The organism is Cellvibrio sp. BR (assembly GCF_000263355.1).
GTDB lineage: Bacteria > Pseudomonadota > Gammaproteobacteria > Pseudomonadales > Cellvibrionaceae > Cellvibrio.
The window spans coordinates 154,625-169,755 of sequence record NZ_JH668203.1 but is presented as its reverse complement, the minus strand read 5'-3'; the positions used below and the strand labels follow the sequence as shown (position 1 = coordinate 169,755).

Sequence of the window (15,131 nt, the reverse complement as noted above, 5' to 3'; positions counted from 1 at the left end):
TCACGGAGTGGTCGATGAAACCAGCAATTATCGGCTTGCTACTGGCACTATTGCTGATGGCCTGTAGTGACAACAATGAAATCCCATCAGCGCAAAATTCTACCCAGCAGACAAGCGCAACATCGTCCATTCTTTTCACTTCTGTCGATGGCAACCAAGCAATTATGTTTAAAGAAATTCAGCTATCCAATTTGTTTCCCGACTCCAAAACCTTTGTGGATAGCATTCCTCATCAACCCATGGCGCAAATTGCGGCGCTGTACCAAACTCAAAAAACACAACCGGATTTTGATTTGGAAAAATTCGTGCGTGAACATTTTGAATTACCCCATGGGGTTGCCGCCGATTTTAAAAGTGATATCAATCAACCGGTGGAACAGCATATTAGCCAGCTTTGGGATTTGCTGACGCGCCAACCCCATACTGCCGTGAATACCAATGGCAGTTTAATTCAGCTACCCAATGCCTATGTGGTGCCCGGTGGGCGCTTTCGCGAAGTTTATTATTGGGATAGTTATTTCACTATGCTTGGCCTGCAGGTTTCTGGTCGCTGGGATTTAATTGAAGGCATGGTGAATAATTTTTCTTACCTGATTAATAGCCGTGGGTTTATTCCCAATGGCAACCGCACATACTACGAAGGCCGTTCACAACCACCCTTTTTTGCATTGATGGTCGAGTTATTGGCGCAGCATAAAGGCGAAAAAATCTATGCGCAGTATTTGCCATCGCTTGTTAAAGAATATGAATTCTGGATGAGCGGAGCGTTGCAATTAACGGCAGCTGCACCTGCTCATCGCCGCGTGGTGCGCATGGCCGACGGCAGTGTATTGAATCGCTACTGGGACGATATAGCCGCACCGCGGCCGGAATCATTCAAAGAAGACTATGAACTGGCGGAAGGCGCAGGTGCGAACAAAGCAGAGCTTTATCGCCATGTGCGCGCGGCAGCGGAATCCGGGTGGGATTTCAGCAGCCGCTGGTTTAAAAATCCTGCGGACATGAAAACTATTCACACCACTGACATAGTCCCGGTGGATCTCAATGCGCTGCTGTTTAATATGGAAAAAATGTTAGCGCACATTTATGCCTTGGAAGGTAATCGCGCTGAAGCCGATAAATTTTTGCGTTTGGCTGGGCAGCGTCAGCAGGCTGTATTGAAATATTTTTGGAATGAAACAACCGGTTTTTTTCACGACTACGATGTTAGTGCGCAACAACAAACGCCAGTGCTGTCGCTCGCAGCCATTTTTCCACTGTATTTCGGCATGGTGGATCAGTCCATGGCCGATCAAGTTGCACAAAAAATCGCGCAGGATTTTTTACAAGCCGGTGGCCTCACCACCACACTGGCCAACACCGGTCAGCAGTGGGACGCCCCCAACGGCTGGGCACCCCTGCAGTGGTTGGCGATTCAAGGTCTGCGCCACTACCAACACTACGACACTGCGGATCAGGTTAAATCCCGCTGGGTAAATTTAAATCGCGAGGTCTACCACACTACCGGTAAGTTGGTAGAGAAATATAACGTTTACGATATTCACCTACCCGGCGGCGGCGGCGAATACGAGTTGCAGGACGGTTTTGGCTGGACGAATGGCGTGTTAATGGCATTGTTGGCGGAATAAGGCAAAAGTTTTTGGGATATCTGCCGATAAGCATAGGGAATTAATGGAGATGCTATCCCATGGAAATTTCTGTCCTGAATCTGACTGATGCTATATCCCGTAACAGCCCCGTTACCACGGCGCCATTGGCCCCAACCCCGGCGCCTGTCTCACCTGAAGCGGTAGGCTCGCCCGCTGCGATTGTCACCATTAATCCGGTGATTGACCCACCGCCGGTTTATTCCGAGCCCATGGTGGTTGCGACCTATGTGCGCGACAAATCCCACACCGGTGCTGCCGCCCAGGCCGCGAACCAGGCGCTGGTGAATTCACTTACGCAAATCAAAGACAACAAAGCCAAATTTTCCGTGAGCAGCCTGTTTAGTCAGGTTGCGGCACTGAGCCGCGAAACCAGTGAATATCGCAATGAGGTTCGTCAATTTCGCGTACCACCTAAGGTCGCTGTCGATAAGTTTTCCCCGGATTTCTCCGCCGCGAAAGGCAAGCGCATTGAGTCAGTATTTTTGAATCTGCGCACGAAAGATGGCGATAGCATCAATATCCAATTCAGCCGCAATAATATTCGCGATGGCACTTCAGTGATGGAGTTTTCATTGGTTGTGGATGGCGATTTGTCAGAAGGCGAACAAAAAGCGCTGGCCGCCTTAATGGAAAAATTGGGGGCTATGGGCGATGAATTTTTTCGCGCCGACACTACCCAACTGCGCGGCTTAAAAGATGTTGATACCCAATTTATTACCGGGTTCAATTTCACCTTGCAGCGCTTCAATCCTGCGACGGATACCTACGTTGAACACAGTTATGAATTCAGTGTGGATGAGGTCGCGCAAACCCAAACCCTGCGCGCAGAGGATGTAAAGGGTTATAGCGTCAATATCACCAGCCAGTTGCAAAGTTTGGCGGGCACACCAAACCTTGAACGCGATGTGCTACAGCAATACCTGGATTTAATCGCGCAGGCAAGCGACGAAAGTGCAGCTCCCAATGCTTCCAAGCGGTTTATGTTGGATGCGTTTAATTCAGTGTTTGGCAGTTTTTTAAAATCTGTTATTGCTGAAGGGGATACGGAGAGTGATGCTGCGCAAGAAGCCATCGCCGCATTTGATTCCGGCATGCCGGATTTTACGGCCAGCTTTCGCTCTCCGGTGTATCACAACCCGGGTTATTACTCACAAGTGGCCGCGATGAGTTTGACACTGGAGCAACAGACTCGTACCGAGCAAAACGGTGATAATTTGTTGATAAAACAAAATACCCGTTACGACTTTAGTTACAGCAAATTTGAACATACCCCTAATGACTCGCTGGATATGTTGGGTGCTAATTACACCTATGTGCATGAGCGTAAAACTGCAGATAATAGCCGCATTTTATCCATGACGGGTGACCGGGTGAATAATCTCTGGATGGAACAAGAAGTCAATAAAGAAACCGAGCGTCAGCAGTTTGAAAATTATAAATTAGTTGAGCGTGAAGCTTATGAATATGGTGACAGGCGCTTACAGGAATATGCCGAGTTGATGAAAAAGCTCAATGCCAATAATCAACGCAGCGCGGTGCATGAATTATTAATTGCCAGCAAAGAAAAGTTATTTTTGGAAGTTTAATTAAGCTCTTGATTTTTATGGATACCCGCGTTCGCGGGTAGGACGATGAAGTAAGTGTGTTTTTTCAGTCGCGAACACCAGTAGAGTCAATCTGTTTGGTGTGCGCGATTTCGCTGTAGCGGATGTGGTGGATGATAGAATTTAATTCAGGGTTTTCTGTTGTTCTTTCACGTACTTCATAATATTGATAAAAGTATCGGTCCAATAAATATCTTTATTGTCCGCGAGATACTTTAACAATTCTTCGTGCGCCTCATTAGAAATACTCAGGTGATCGCCGCCAATACCATGAAGGGTGAAATTCATCATGGTGCCTTTTGCAGCCGCTTCTTTTACCAGTGCAATTAATTCCTTACCACTTACCTCGGCCGGGGTAGCCACTACTACCGCGTAGGGGTCAAGGGTTTTCATGTCCGGCACCACAGTACCAAACGCGGCTTTGGCCGCAACAAATTCACTTTTTACCAAGGGTAAATAGGGCGTGCCGGCTGCGTTTAAATCGCCGCAGGGAGTCGTGAAAGTACGCTCGGTTTTGCCATCAATCGCATGCAGCATAATATTGCCTACGCGAATTTGTGCGGCGAGTTGGGTAGCGCTGACCTTGTCCAAATCATTTTCCGGATGAACCCATTCGCGCCCGGCACCTTTACGTGAGCACTGGTGAAACAGTGTGTGGTTGGCAAGCTCATGGCCATTCACCGCTGCTTTGCGCCAGTCAGCCATGCGCGTAGCAACTGTGTCTGCCCCCAGCGTTAAATAAAAACTACCTTTTAAGCCGTATTTGTCCAGCGCCGGGATCGCGTTATCCAACTGCGAGGGTAGGGCATCGTCATAGGCCAGGTTTATTGCCGCCTTGGCACCGTTTGGCCATTTGAAAGTTTTGTCTGCCGCGAGAGTGAGTTGGCTGCCGAAAGCCAGCCCCAGACTGACAACTAAAGGAATTATTTTTTTCGTCATTGTTTTTGTCTCTGTTGTTTCTATTGTGAATGTTTCTAAGGTGATTGTTTTTGTGGGTGCGGCTGAACCTATTTAGCGGATGGCGATTATTGTTTTTGTGTTGCTAACCATAGCTGCTGTCGGTTGAATTTGCTACGGTAGGTTGCCATTTTGTCACTGGGCTAATGTGAATATTTGTAAGGATTTTTTACGTGCGCAGGGCGTTAATGACAATCGGTGGACTACACTCAATACATGACACAACGCAGGGTACACCTCACATTGCGCCTCACAGTTCATTTACCGTTCAGTCTGGGCAGCGAACAATTGTTTCTCTCTTAATTGCAGTAAAAGGAGCAGATATATGTCGTTAAAAGGTTTGGTTAGCGAGTGGGAAAAACAGGCGCAGGGGATTCTGACCAAGGATACCTACAATGTGCATCTCACCATTGAAGATGCGGCGCGTATTGATGCTTTGGCGGAGATGTACCCCAAACGCACCAAGGAGCAATTAATTCGTGAACTTTTATCCGCCGCGTTAAATATGGTGGAGGAAAGTTTTCCCTATGTGCAGGGCAATCGAGTGATCGCCACCGATGAAATGGGTGATCCGCTGTATGAGGATATCGGCCCCGAGCCGCGCTTTATGCAGTTGTTGGAGAAACACCTGCAAAAGCATCAAGTCAGTAGTTGATGCGTATTTTTTATAAAGCGTAACTTTTTAGTCGAGATCGTTAACCGAGTTTGTTAGTCGGGCTCGTTAGCCGGTGCTTGCGGTGGGTGGCAACTGCCGACGCAACGCCGGTAAATAAGCCCCGAGCGCAAGTGCGCGGGCGATAACGTAGAGAATAAATGCCAACCACAGACCCTGGTTGCCAGCCCATTCAACGAGCAGCCACGCGGCAGCGAGGAATATCAGCAGCGATACCAGCGCCGCGTTACGCATGGCGCGGCTGGCGGTGGCGCCAATAAAAATCCCGTCCAGCTGAAATGCCATAAATGACAACAACACATAAGTAGCGGCATAGGGCAGGTAAGTTTGCGCTTGCAGTTGGATGGCTGGATGCGGGTTCAATGCGTTAATCGCCAGCGGTCCAAACAGCAACAATAAAAGCATTAATCCGGCGGCACAGGCAGCAGCAATTTGGGTGGAGACCACAATCACGCGATCAAACAACTGGCGATTGCGCGCACCTATGGCTTTACCTACCAGCGACTCCAACGCAAACGCAAAACCATCCAGAAAAAACGCCGCAAAGGACAAAAACTGTAACAGGATATGGTTGGCCGCGAGCACCGTATCGCCAAATTGCGCCCCTTGATTGGCGAACCAACCAAAACCGGTGAGCATAAACAGCGTGCGCCACATGATGTCGCTATTGGTTTTTAAGGTGCTGACTAATGCGCTGCGCTGAAAAATATGTGACCAGATAAAAAAAGATTCCGTTTGCGGTTTGCGTAGCACCCGATAAAGAACCCCCGCGCCCACTAGCACACAAGTCCATTCGGCGATAACCGTACCTAGCGCTATGCCGCGCACCCCCCAGTCAAACCCCACAACAAAAACCACATCCAGAATTAAGTTCATGCCATTTAATAGCAGTTGTAGCCAGAGTAATTGCCGGGTGTGCCCAAGGCCAATCAGCGTGCCCATAATCGAGTAGGTGGCGAGTGTGGCTGGTGCGCCCCAAATGCGCGTATGCATATAAACCTGCGCGGCTTGCTCAACGGCAACACTGCCATCCAACAACCAAAACGCGAGCAGATTTAACGGGTACTGCAGCAAGATCAGTAGCAACCCAATTGCAACGCCCAGCAGCAGCGCTCGTCCATAAGCCGTGCGCACTTCGCGGTAATCACCGGCGCCCGCCGCCTGGGCGGTAAAACCGCTGGTGCCCATGCGCAAAAAACCAAAACCCCAGAAGAGAAAACTGAAAATCAGCGAACCCAGCGCAATTGCGCCCAAATCTGCAGCGGTGCCGCTGTGGCCGATCACGGCGGTATCCACTAAACCCAGCAAGGGCACGGCGGCATTGGCGAGAATAATGGGAAGCGCCAAGCGAATAATCGCGCTGTGACGGGTATTAACCAGCGGGGCTGGCTGTGGGTGATCTGAAGCAGTGGTGTTATTCATTGGGTGAGATGTTATTCAACGGAAAGGTGAGTTATTGATAGGGTGTCGAGTGAATATATCAGTTGGGCGAAGAATAACTGCAGGGATATGCGCCTAAACGGCGGCGACTTGCGTATAACCGGATAACCCACCTAAATAGATAATGGAGAGAACATGTCGCAGCCAGTCAGCCCCACCGAAAATAATACCCCGGTGCATTTGCCCTGCCGGGGTTGTATGGACACTTGCCCGCACTATGCCACTTGCGATGGCAAACCTTGGCGGGACGATGGCCAACCTAAACCTGCACCGCATTAGCCCCGCACAGCATTAAGCCCGCTAAAAATAAAAACCCGGCTAATTGCCGGGTTCGGTGACAAATCCTAATTTTAAAATACCCGCTCGCTGCACCGCCGCCATAGTTTGTATCACATGTTCGTAGGCCGCCGCTTTATCGCCGCGAATGTGAATTTCCGGTTGCGGTTGTTTGCTTGCTTCAGCGGTGAGGCGGGCTTCCAAATCCTCAAAACTGACTTGGGTTTCGTTCCAGAAAATCGCCCCGTCGGCATTGACGGCAAGGCTGATGGTTTCCGGTTTTAATTCATTGGGGGTATTGTCGGCACGCGGTAAATCCACTTTTACCGAATGGGTTAATACCGGCACGGTGATAATAAAAATAATCAGCAATACCAACATGACATCCACCAAGGGCGTCATGTTGATTTCGCTCATGACTTCGCTATCGTCGTCGAGACCTCCACCAAATGCCATGGCTTAACCCTCTTTGCGCGGAGTAAGTTTGGTGATGGTGCCTTTGTTTTGCATCGGGCTGCCGGTGATGAAATAGGCGTGCAGCTGATGGGCAAAACGGTTGAGCTTGTTGAGTACACCTTTATTGGCGCGGTTTAAGGCGTTGTAACCCAACACCGCTGGAATGGCGACGGCCAAACCAAAGGCGGTCATGATCAATGCTTCACCTACCGGGCCGGCTACCTTGTCGATACTCGCCTGACCCGATACACCAATGCCAACCAACGCATGGTAAATACCCCACACGGTGCCAAACAAACCTACAAACGGCGCAGTAGATCCCACTGACGCCAACACCGCCAAACCACGCTGTAAACGTTCGGCGCTTTCATCGATAGAACCACGCAAGCAGGCAGTGAGCCATTCGGCGAGCGGCAAGTGACCGTGCAAGTCATCTTTGTGGTTGCTGTGGTGATCCAGCGCCGCCTGGCCTTCTTCGGCTAAATGGCGAAATGGAGTAGTGCGATCTTCCCCCAAGGTGCGCAAACCCTCGGCAAAACTTTGGGCGTGCCAGAAATCGTTTAAGCCCTGAGCCGAGCTGCGCAGGCGCCACAGGCCCCAGGCGCGCACCACAATTACCCACCAGCTGGCGATGGACATGACGAGCAAAATAATTGCGACACCTTTGATCAGTGCGTCGCCCTGTGCCCAAATGGAAGCTATGCCGTAAGGTGAATCCATAAAAACCTCGTTGTAGCGGTAGAAGTAAAAATCAGTTGTGGCAATCCGAGTAAAACAATCAGTGCAAATTAAATTCGAGTGGCTGTTCGTACCAGAAATCGATGGCTTGGCCGCCCTGGGTGGCGGGTTGGTAACGCCAACGTTTCACAGCATTGATCGCCGCTTCATCCAGCCGTTTGAAACCACTGCTGGCTTTCAGTTTTATCTCGCCGACGCTGCCGTCGGCGCGAATGAGAATTTCAAGCACCACCAGCCCTTCTTCCCGTAAACGCCGCGAGAGGCTGGGGTAGGCTGGTGCGGGGTTGCTGATTTGCCCGGCATCGGCGCGCGGTGGCACTACGGGTGCAGGTGCTGCCGGTTTGGGTTCAGCCGGTTGTGCGACCGGTGGAGTCGGTAGTGGTTCTGGTTCGGGTGCCTTTACTGCCCGCTCGGACGGCGGTGCTTTGGGCAGCGGTTTGGGTTTTGGCTTGGGCGTTGGCTCCGGCTTTTTTTCCGGGGGTGGTGGTGGCGGGAGCGGTTCGGGCGGTGGTGGCGTTGGCTCTGGTTCCGCCATCACAATCACACCTTGAATAGTGGGTTGAACTATCTCCACCGGCGCGGGTTCAGGCGCGGACAAAACGATTGCCGCTAATGCTCCCAGATGCACACCAGCAACGAGCAGAAGAGAAATCAGTGAGCTGTGTTTGGACGACATCAACGAAGCACTAGCCTTGGCAAGGGTTAAATAACAAAACAGTGTTAATGATAATTCTTCTCAAATGTAAAGGCAATATAAACTCCTGTTTAGTCAAAGAAAGCGAGCGATTGCCTGATCAATTGGCTGGGTTACCGGTGAAGGCTCTGGCTGTTCTTATTCCTAAAAGCTTGATTTAGCGGGATTTTTAAGAAATAAAAAACCATCCAGCCAAGGGTAAATGCGGCCTGCGGGTGTTAACCTACCCAGCAGTCGCGATCAGTGCTTGCCCCCTGTGTTTGTATATAAAGCTAATAAAAAATTGTGTTTGCCGTTATGAGTCAAATCAATCGAGAGCATTTTTTCTCTAACCATGCCCTTGTCGGCTACGGCCTATTAGTGCTGTTGGCACTGGGCGCGCCCTTGGTCAGCGCCCAGCCGAATACCGAGCCGGGCACCAAAGAAACCATGGAATACCGCTATTGGGATTGGGGAGTAACCCCCAAGCGCGATGATTATCAGGTGCAGCTGTTACGGCTGGCGCTGGATAAAACCCGTAGCAGTCATGGTGCATTCAAAATCCTGCGCGTAAAAGCCGAATTCTCCACGCCCCGTGTGCGACGCGAGCTGAGCCGGGGGAAAATAATCAATGTGCAGGTCGGCCCTTGGCGGCGGGTGAGTCAGTCGGTGGGGCGAAGCGCTGATCCTGCTATCCGGATTGATATCCCGCTTTATAAAGGCTTGCTGGGGTATCGTCACTTGATTGTCCGGAGCGAGGATCAGGCTCGTTTTGCCGCCATCACCCAGGTATCTGCCTTAAAACGTCTCGTGGCGGGGCAAGTGCGTGGCTGGGTGGATACGGATGTTTATCGCGCCAATGGCTATCAGGTGCAAGACAGCTCCAATATCAGCAATGTACTGGCGATGTTAAACGCCAAGCGCTATGACTATGTCCCCATGAGTATTGTGGAGGCGCCACTGCTACTGGAGAGTCAGGCTGAACGGGGCTACAAGATGGTAGTGGCACAGCGCCCTTTGCTCTATTTTCCTTTGCCTTTTGTGTTTTATGTGAGCATTCATGAGTCGGAATTGGCCCAGCGCCTGGAGGAGGGGTTGCGCATTGCCCAGTCCGATGGTTCATTTGATGAGTTGTTTACGCGCACCTTTGCCGCTGAAATCGCCTTGATCAAACAGCAGCAGGGGGACTACTTTGTGCTGCACAACCCGCTGCTGCCCGCCCACCTGCAAAAGGTGCCCAGCTTCCTCGACTAAGGAGTTTATGTGCCCGGTTTCCCCTCCCAGCTGCAAACCTTGATCCAGATAAAAACCGCCAATCGCCCTTGGCATATTCCGTTTATGGTCGCGCTGGGGGCGGGTGTTCCTGCGCTGGTTGGGGCACTGCTTGGGCGCGTGGATCTGGCTATTTTGGCGGCGATGGGAGCCATGGTGTTTTTGTATATCCAACCGCTGCCATTGTTGCAACGCATGCGCCGCTTATTTTGGTGTTCTCTGGGATTAGTTGCCTGTTTTGCCTTGGGGCTCGGTGCCAGTTTTAGCGTTTATACGGCGACAGCGGCGCTTTTTGTGGCGGTGTTTGGCGCCACACTTATCACCCGGTTTTACGCTGTAGCACCGCCGGGCAGTTTCTTTTTTATCCTGGTGGCGGTGATTGGTATTATTCAACCCTCTGGTGTTGCCCAGTTGCCTCTGCGCGCGGGGTTGGTCGCTGCCGGTGCGGGGTTTTCCTGCTTTTTGGCGTTGTTTTACAGCCTTCTTCCGCGCGCTTATCCGCCGCAGGAGGCTCCCGCTGCAGCCACTGTGGTGCGCCCTTTTGCGCTGATACTGGAAGCAGGTGTCATCGCCTTTTTTGTCGCCACTTCATATGTGATTGCAATTGCCTTGTCGCTGGATAACCCCTATTGGGTACCTATTTCCTGTGCTGCCGTTATGCAAGGTGCCAGTTTCCGCATGGTGGTGCAGCGCAAGCTGCATCGAGTGTTTGGAACGGCGCTCGGGCTGGTTTTGGCTGCACTGTTATTCACGCTGCCACTTAACCCTGTAGCTATCGCACTCTTAATAATGCTGTTGACCTTTGTTGTGGAGTTTTTAGTGATGCGCAATTACGGCCTCGCGGTGATTTTTATCACGCCGTTGACCGTACTCTTTGCAGAGGCGACTGCTGTGAATTGGGTGCCTGAGGTGCTATTGCGGGCGCGCTTGTTGGATATTGTCTTGGGCAGTTTGCTGGGGCTGATTGGCGGTTGGGTGGTATATCACCCAACCGCATTTGAGCGGATGGAGCGCTGGTTGATGCGGTTGTGTCGCTGTTCTTCCTAAAATATTCAGGTGTTAACCAGTGTGTGATTAAACAGCTCGGCTTCGATAAAACTGAGCAGTTTGCGGTAGCCGGGGTTTAGTGTGCGGCGCGCTTCGCGTACATCCACATAATAGGCGGCACGCTGACCGTGATATTCCACCACCGGCCCCAGCTGAGTGCAGTGAATCCCTACAAATTTGAGGCTGCGCGCCAAGCGCGGCTCCATCATCAAATAAATATGCACCCGGCGGGTTTTGTGACACAGCGCCATGGCAGATAAGTACAGGCTCACCGCAATGTAGGGAAACGCGCGCATTTCGTGGGCGGAGAATGTCTCTTCATTGATTACCCCGGTCGCTGCACCTTCCTGCTGGTCGGATTGGCGTTTGCGAAACAGCGCGGGTACGGCCAGGCGCGACAACTCACAAATTTGATGGGGTAAAAAGTTGTGGGGGGCAAGGCTTTCGTGGGTTACAGCCTGTGCACAGTATTTTTGCAGTGGCAGTAAATCATCGCTGCTTTTGGTGGTGATGACACGCACTGTACCTGCCAGTTGTTCGCTTTTGATATGGCGAATGGCACAGTGAACCGAGCGCTGGTCAAATTCATCCTGCTCGATTTGTTCGGGTTTGGTGTCCTCAAAATGCAACTCTTCGCAATAGACTTTGTGGCGCAATTGATAAACCTCGTGCTTCAGCGTCTCGCTCAGCGCCAATTGTGGCGTGAGGTACTGCGAGAAGTGCTTGGCAATTGCCATGGCATCTTCGCGGTCAATCGCTCCGGCGGGGTTTTTATTGGTGATTGGTGCACTTGTGTCTGTAGGGGTAGCTTGCGGCTCTAACGGCTGGCTGGGCAATGCTTGCGTCTTCATAAAATCCTTGGCACGGGAATAGTGAATCAACGGGAAATGGCTACAGCGTAGCACTGCATCGATTAAATTGATGAGTGCTATACTCGCCCGCTCTTGTAACAGAGTGGCGCCAAAGGCTCCACTATTTATGAATATTTTAGTAGGCATTTATGGAATTTTTTGTACTGCTGGGTCTTATTGTGCTTAACGGCGTATTTGCCATGTCGGAAATTGCCATAGTGACGGCAAAAAAGTCCCGCCTTACTGCTCTGGCGGCTAAGGGCAGCCAATCGGCGGCGGCTGCATTAAAACTCGCGGAAGAGCCCACCCAGTTCCTTTCCACCGTCCAGATCGGTATTACCTCTATCGGTATCATGAACGGTATTTTTGGGGAGTCTGTATTCGCCGAACCCTTTGCCCTGTGGCTGCAAACCCTCGGTGTGCCCACCAATATTAGCGATAACTTCGCCACCATTTTGGTGGTAGTGGTGGTCACTTATTTATCCATTGTGGTGGGCGAGTTAGTGCCCAAGCGTATCGGTCAGCTCAGTGCCGAGCGCATCGCCTGCGTGATGGCAAGACCCATGCAGTTATTGGCGATCCTCACCAAACCCTTTGTCGCGCTGCTCTCTATGTCCACCCGTTATTTAATGCGCATTATGGGTTTTCACCAAATGCAGGGGCATCAGGTTACTGAAGAGGATATTCACGCGATGCTGGATGAGGGCTCAAGCTCGGGCATATTGGAGGAGCAAGAGCACACCATGGTGAAAAATGTACTGCGTCTTGAAGCGCGCAGCATTGTGTCACTGATGGTGCCGCGCGCGGATGTCATCTATCTGGATACCGCTTTGTCGCTGGAGGACAACTATGCGCGTGTTATGCAATCGCCCCATACGCGGTTTCCGGTGTGCACCAAACAAAATGACAATGTAATTGGCATCATCAACGCCAAAGAGTTATTGGCTGAAGCCATTCGCGGCAATCAAGTGGATTTAGCGACTATGGCGCAACCCTGCCAGGTAGTGCCGGAATCGCTCACGGCGATGGAGTTATTGGAGTTCTTCCGTTCCTCGCGCAGCCAAATGGTGTTTGTCGTGGATGAATATGGCGATATGAAAGGCATAGTCACCCTGCAGGATTTGCTGGAAGCACTCACCGGTGAATTTATCAGTGAAGATGATCAGGACGCGTTTATTATTCGCCGCGATGACGGCTCCTTCCTGCTCGATGGCATGCTGCCAGTGCTGGATATTAAAGACTGCCTTGAGCTTGCCGAACTGCCGGACGAGGGTGATTACCAAACTCTTAACGGGCTGATGATGTTGCTGATTGGGCGCATGCCCGCTACGGGCGACAAAGCCCAATTGCAAGGCTGGCAGCTGGAAATTGTGGATATGGATGGCCGCCGCATCGACAAGGTGCTCGCCTGTAAAATCGACCAGGAAGACGATAATTAAGCTGACGCATACGTATTCATAGGCGCAGGGGCAAAGCAGGGCTTGGCACTGGTGTTATGAATGGGCTTTACTCACAAAGCTCATTCTCATAATGCTAATACCCAATGGAGCCCACTTCATGAAACGCCTGCTTTCCCTGTTTATTGCTGCGAGCCTGCTCGCTGGTTGTTCCGAATCCGGTACTTCCACTCCCCCCAATCAAAACCAACTTCTTAACCAAACGCCCACCAGTGCAACTGCCAGCAGTGCGGCTTATCAATCCCTTGTGATTAATGAAGATGCCAATGCCTGGTGGCATAACGCCATTATTTACGAGATCTGGCCGCGCTCTTTTCAGGATGCCGACGGCGATGGCAGCGGTGATTTCAACGGCATGACCAGCAAGCTGGATTACCTGAAAGGGTTGGGGGTGAACGGTATTTGGCTGACGCCGGTGTTTGAAGCGCCTTCTTATCACGGTTACGACTTTCAGGATTTTTACAACGTCGAATCCGACTACGGCACCATGGCAGAGTTTGAAAACTTTATCGCCGAAGCCCACAAGCGCGACATCAAAGTGATTCTGGATTTAGTGCTCAATCACATCTCCGATAAGCACGATTGGTTTATTAAATCTGCCAATAAAGAAGCGGGTTACGAGGATTATTTTATTTGGCGCGACGACCGCCCCGAAAGCGGTTGGGGCCAGCCCTGGTCGAGCGAATCCAACCCGGCGGCGGTATGGCATTGGAATGAAACACGCAAAGCCTATTATTACGGCGCCTTCGGTGGCAGCCAGCCGGATTTAAATCTCACCAAACAAGTCGTGATCGATGAATTAAATAAACTCGCCACTTTCTGGTTAGAAAAAGGTGTGGATGGTTTCCGTTTGGATGCAGTGCGTTATGCGGTGGAAGAGGGCGGTTATCCATTGCAAGCGGATACCCAAGGCACTATCGACTACTGGACTATTTTTACCCAACACGTGAAATCCATAAAGCCTGATGCCATGTTAGTTGCCGAAGCTTGGGCAGATCTAAATACCATCGGCAAATACCGCGACAACGGCAAAGGTTTGGACTCCGCTTTTGATTTTGATTTTGGCACCATGGTGGTTGATATCCTCAACCCCGCGGTTAAACAAAGCGCAGATTTCGGCACCCTCGGCAATAATGCCATGCAACAAAATCGCGAAAATCTGTGGGCCAATTTGCAAGCGCGCAAAGCGGCCGCACCGATGAATTATTTTTCACCCTTCCTCACCAATCACGATCAAAACCGCATCATGTTGTCGCTCAACGGCGATATGAACAAAGCAAAAATTGCCGCGAGTTTATTAATGACAACTCCTGGCACTTTGTACCTGTATTACGGCGAAGAAATTGGTATGTCGCAATACAAAACCGGCGATGATCAATACCGCCGCGCGATTATGCAATGGAACGACGAGCCCTCCGCCGGTTTTAATAGCACCGCCAATTTTTGGTTGGATCAAGGCAAGTGGTTCCCCTGGGTGCAAAACCACGAAGGCTGGTTTGCCAATTATTGGCAAGGGCTGCAAGGCAAAGGCTTATCAGTCGCGGCGCAAAGTGCCAACGCAAATTCCCTGCTCAATCACTACAAACGTTTAATCGCCGTGCGCAACAACAACCCAACCCTCAAACAACCGGACGAAATCCGTTATTACCCGGTGGATAATCAGGATGTTTGGCTGGTAGAAAAAATTGGCGAGACCGGCAGCCTGTGGGTAGTGATTAATTTAAATTCAAGCACAGCCGCCGAGGTACAAATCCCCATCGCACTGCAAGGTGCACGCACCGAAAAACTCAGCGGCAAGGAAATCAACCTGACTGAACGCATTACCTTACAACCGGCGGAGGCGTTGATTTTTTAATTTTTTCTCGGGCGCAGAATTCATAAAAAAATTCTGCGCTTGTTGTTTAGGCTGCGTTGTTTAGGTTGAATTGTTTAGATTGAATGGTTTAGATCCAGTTGTTTAGACCGAGTTATTGGGCCTACCTTATATTTTCCTTTCCTTCATCACTTCTACGCGTTATCGCTGTTTATTGCGCGGTAT

Annotated in this window: 14 protein-coding genes; 8 read left to right on the top strand and 6 right to left on the bottom strand. The window is 50.8% G+C overall.

Annotation, left to right across the window (positions count from 1 at the left end; translation table 11 throughout):
- The first annotated feature begins 14 nt into the window (after nt 1-14).
- Both treF and O59_RS13885 read left to right on the top strand, forming a co-directional pair.
- Complete coding sequence (gene treF / locus O59_RS13890) at nt 15-1,628, top strand: alpha,alpha-trehalase TreF (RefSeq protein ID WP_007643809.1); 1,614 nt, start codon at nt 15-17, stop codon at nt 1,626-1,628.
- A 59-nt stretch (nt 1,629-1,687) separates the two neighbouring features.
- Entirely contained in the window at nt 1,688-3,235 is a 1,548-nt protein-coding gene (locus tag O59_RS13885) for a hypothetical protein (protein WP_007643807.1), read from the top strand.
- Nucleotides 3,236-3,376: 141 nt separating this feature from the next.
- Here O59_RS13885 and O59_RS13880 read toward each other — a convergent pair whose 3' ends face one another.
- The gene (locus O59_RS13880) at nt 3,377-4,192 is read right to left on the bottom strand and encodes a polysaccharide deacetylase family protein (protein WP_007643804.1); all 816 of its coding nucleotides are present in this window, start codon (nt 4,190-4,192) and stop codon (nt 3,377-3,379) included.
- A 343-nt stretch (nt 4,193-4,535) separates the two neighbouring features.
- Here O59_RS13880 and O59_RS13875 point away from each other — a divergent pair, with 343 nt between their 5' ends.
- Complete coding sequence (locus O59_RS13875) at nt 4,536-4,865, top strand: hypothetical protein (RefSeq protein ID WP_007643802.1); 330 nt, start codon at nt 4,536-4,538, stop codon at nt 4,863-4,865.
- 66 nt (nt 4,866-4,931) lie between these two features.
- Here O59_RS13875 and O59_RS13870 read toward each other — a convergent pair whose 3' ends face one another.
- Entirely contained in the window at nt 4,932-6,305 is a 1,374-nt protein-coding gene (locus O59_RS13870; RefSeq protein WP_007643800.1) for an MATE family efflux transporter, read from the bottom strand.
- Between the two features lie 153 nt (nt 6,306-6,458).
- Between O59_RS13870 and O59_RS21720 the strand changes: the two genes are divergently transcribed.
- Entirely contained in the window at nt 6,459-6,602 is a 144-nt protein-coding gene (locus tag O59_RS21720; RefSeq protein WP_007643798.1) for a hypothetical protein, read from the top strand.
- Nucleotides 6,603-6,641: 39 nt separating this feature from the next.
- Here O59_RS21720 and O59_RS13865 read toward each other — a convergent pair whose 3' ends face one another.
- From O59_RS13865 to O59_RS13855, 3 genes are read right to left on the bottom strand one after another with little or no spacing between them, the layout of a single operon-like run.
- Nucleotides 6,642-7,055, bottom strand: coding sequence for a biopolymer transporter ExbD (locus tag O59_RS13865; protein WP_007643796.1), 414 nt, complete (start codon nt 7,053-7,055; stop codon nt 6,642-6,644).
- Between the two features lie 3 nt (nt 7,056-7,058).
- Entirely contained in the window at nt 7,059-7,775 is a 717-nt protein-coding gene (locus tag O59_RS13860; protein WP_007643794.1) for a MotA/TolQ/ExbB proton channel family protein, read from the bottom strand.
- A gap of 58 nt (nt 7,776-7,833) precedes the next feature.
- Nucleotides 7,834-8,469, bottom strand: coding sequence for an energy transducer TonB (locus tag O59_RS13855; RefSeq protein WP_007643792.1), 636 nt, complete (start codon nt 8,467-8,469; stop codon nt 7,834-7,836).
- Between the two features lie 315 nt (nt 8,470-8,784).
- Here O59_RS13855 and O59_RS13850 point away from each other — a divergent pair, with 315 nt between their 5' ends.
- Together O59_RS13850 and O59_RS13845 are read left to right on the top strand one after the other, a co-directional pair.
- Nucleotides 8,785-9,720, top strand: a complete 936-nt coding sequence (locus O59_RS13850) for a transporter substrate-binding domain-containing protein (protein ID WP_050977076.1) — start codon at nt 8,785-8,787, stop codon at nt 9,718-9,720.
- Between the two features lie 9 nt (nt 9,721-9,729).
- Nucleotides 9,730-10,785, top strand: a complete 1,056-nt coding sequence (locus O59_RS13845) for an FUSC family protein (protein WP_007643789.1) — start codon at nt 9,730-9,732, stop codon at nt 10,783-10,785.
- 5 nt (nt 10,786-10,790) lie between these two features.
- On the opposite strand, the gene O59_RS13840 is transcribed toward O59_RS13845, so the two are convergent.
- The gene (locus O59_RS13840; protein WP_050977075.1) at nt 10,791-11,636 is read right to left on the bottom strand and encodes a PEP-CTERM/exosortase system-associated acyltransferase; all 846 of its coding nucleotides are present in this window, start codon (nt 11,634-11,636) and stop codon (nt 10,791-10,793) included.
- Between the two features lie 149 nt (nt 11,637-11,785).
- Between O59_RS13840 and O59_RS13835 the strand changes: the two genes are divergently transcribed.
- Together O59_RS13835 and O59_RS13830 are read left to right on the top strand one after the other, a co-directional pair.
- Complete coding sequence (locus O59_RS13835; RefSeq protein ID WP_007643785.1) at nt 11,786-13,075, top strand: hemolysin family protein; 1,290 nt, start codon at nt 11,786-11,788, stop codon at nt 13,073-13,075.
- 118 nt (nt 13,076-13,193) lie between these two features.
- Nucleotides 13,194-14,948, top strand: a complete 1,755-nt coding sequence (locus O59_RS13830; RefSeq protein WP_007643783.1) for an alpha-amylase family glycosyl hydrolase — start codon at nt 13,194-13,196, stop codon at nt 14,946-14,948.
- Nucleotides 14,949-15,131: the final 183 nt, after the last annotated feature.

Coding starts and splice junctions, on each gene's coding strand:
- treF (WP_007643809.1), top strand. CDS start 15: ATGAAACCAGCAATTATCGGCTTGCTACTGGCACTATTGCTGATGGCC.
- O59_RS13885 (WP_007643807.1), top strand. CDS start 1,688: ATGGAAATTTCTGTCCTGAATCTGACTGATGCTATATCCCGTAACAGC.
- O59_RS13880 (WP_007643804.1), bottom strand. CDS start 4,192: ATGACGAAAAAAATAATTCCTTTAGTTGTCAGTCTGGGGCTGGCTTTC.
- O59_RS13875 (WP_007643802.1), top strand. CDS start 4,536: ATGTCGTTAAAAGGTTTGGTTAGCGAGTGGGAAAAACAGGCGCAGGGG.
- O59_RS13870 (WP_007643800.1), bottom strand. CDS start 6,305: ATGAATAACACCACTGCTTCAGATCACCCACAGCCAGCCCCGCTGGTT.
- O59_RS21720 (WP_007643798.1), top strand. CDS start 6,459: ATGTCGCAGCCAGTCAGCCCCACCGAAAATAATACCCCGGTGCATTTG.
- O59_RS13865 (WP_007643796.1), bottom strand. CDS start 7,055: ATGGCATTTGGTGGAGGTCTCGACGACGATAGCGAAGTCATGAGCGAA.
- O59_RS13860 (WP_007643794.1), bottom strand. CDS start 7,775: ATGGATTCACCTTACGGCATAGCTTCCATTTGGGCACAGGGCGACGCA.
- O59_RS13855 (WP_007643792.1), bottom strand. CDS start 8,469: ATGTCGTCCAAACACAGCTCACTGATTTCTCTTCTGCTCGTTGCTGGT.
- O59_RS13850 (WP_050977076.1), top strand. CDS start 8,785: ATGAGTCAAATCAATCGAGAGCATTTTTTCTCTAACCATGCCCTTGTC.
- O59_RS13840 (WP_050977075.1), bottom strand. CDS start 11,636: ATGAAGACGCAAGCATTGCCCAGCCAGCCGTTAGAGCCGCAAGCTACC.
- O59_RS13835 (WP_007643785.1), top strand. CDS start 11,786: ATGGAATTTTTTGTACTGCTGGGTCTTATTGTGCTTAACGGCGTATTT.
- O59_RS13830 (WP_007643783.1), top strand. CDS start 13,194: ATGAAACGCCTGCTTTCCCTGTTTATTGCTGCGAGCCTGCTCGCTGGT.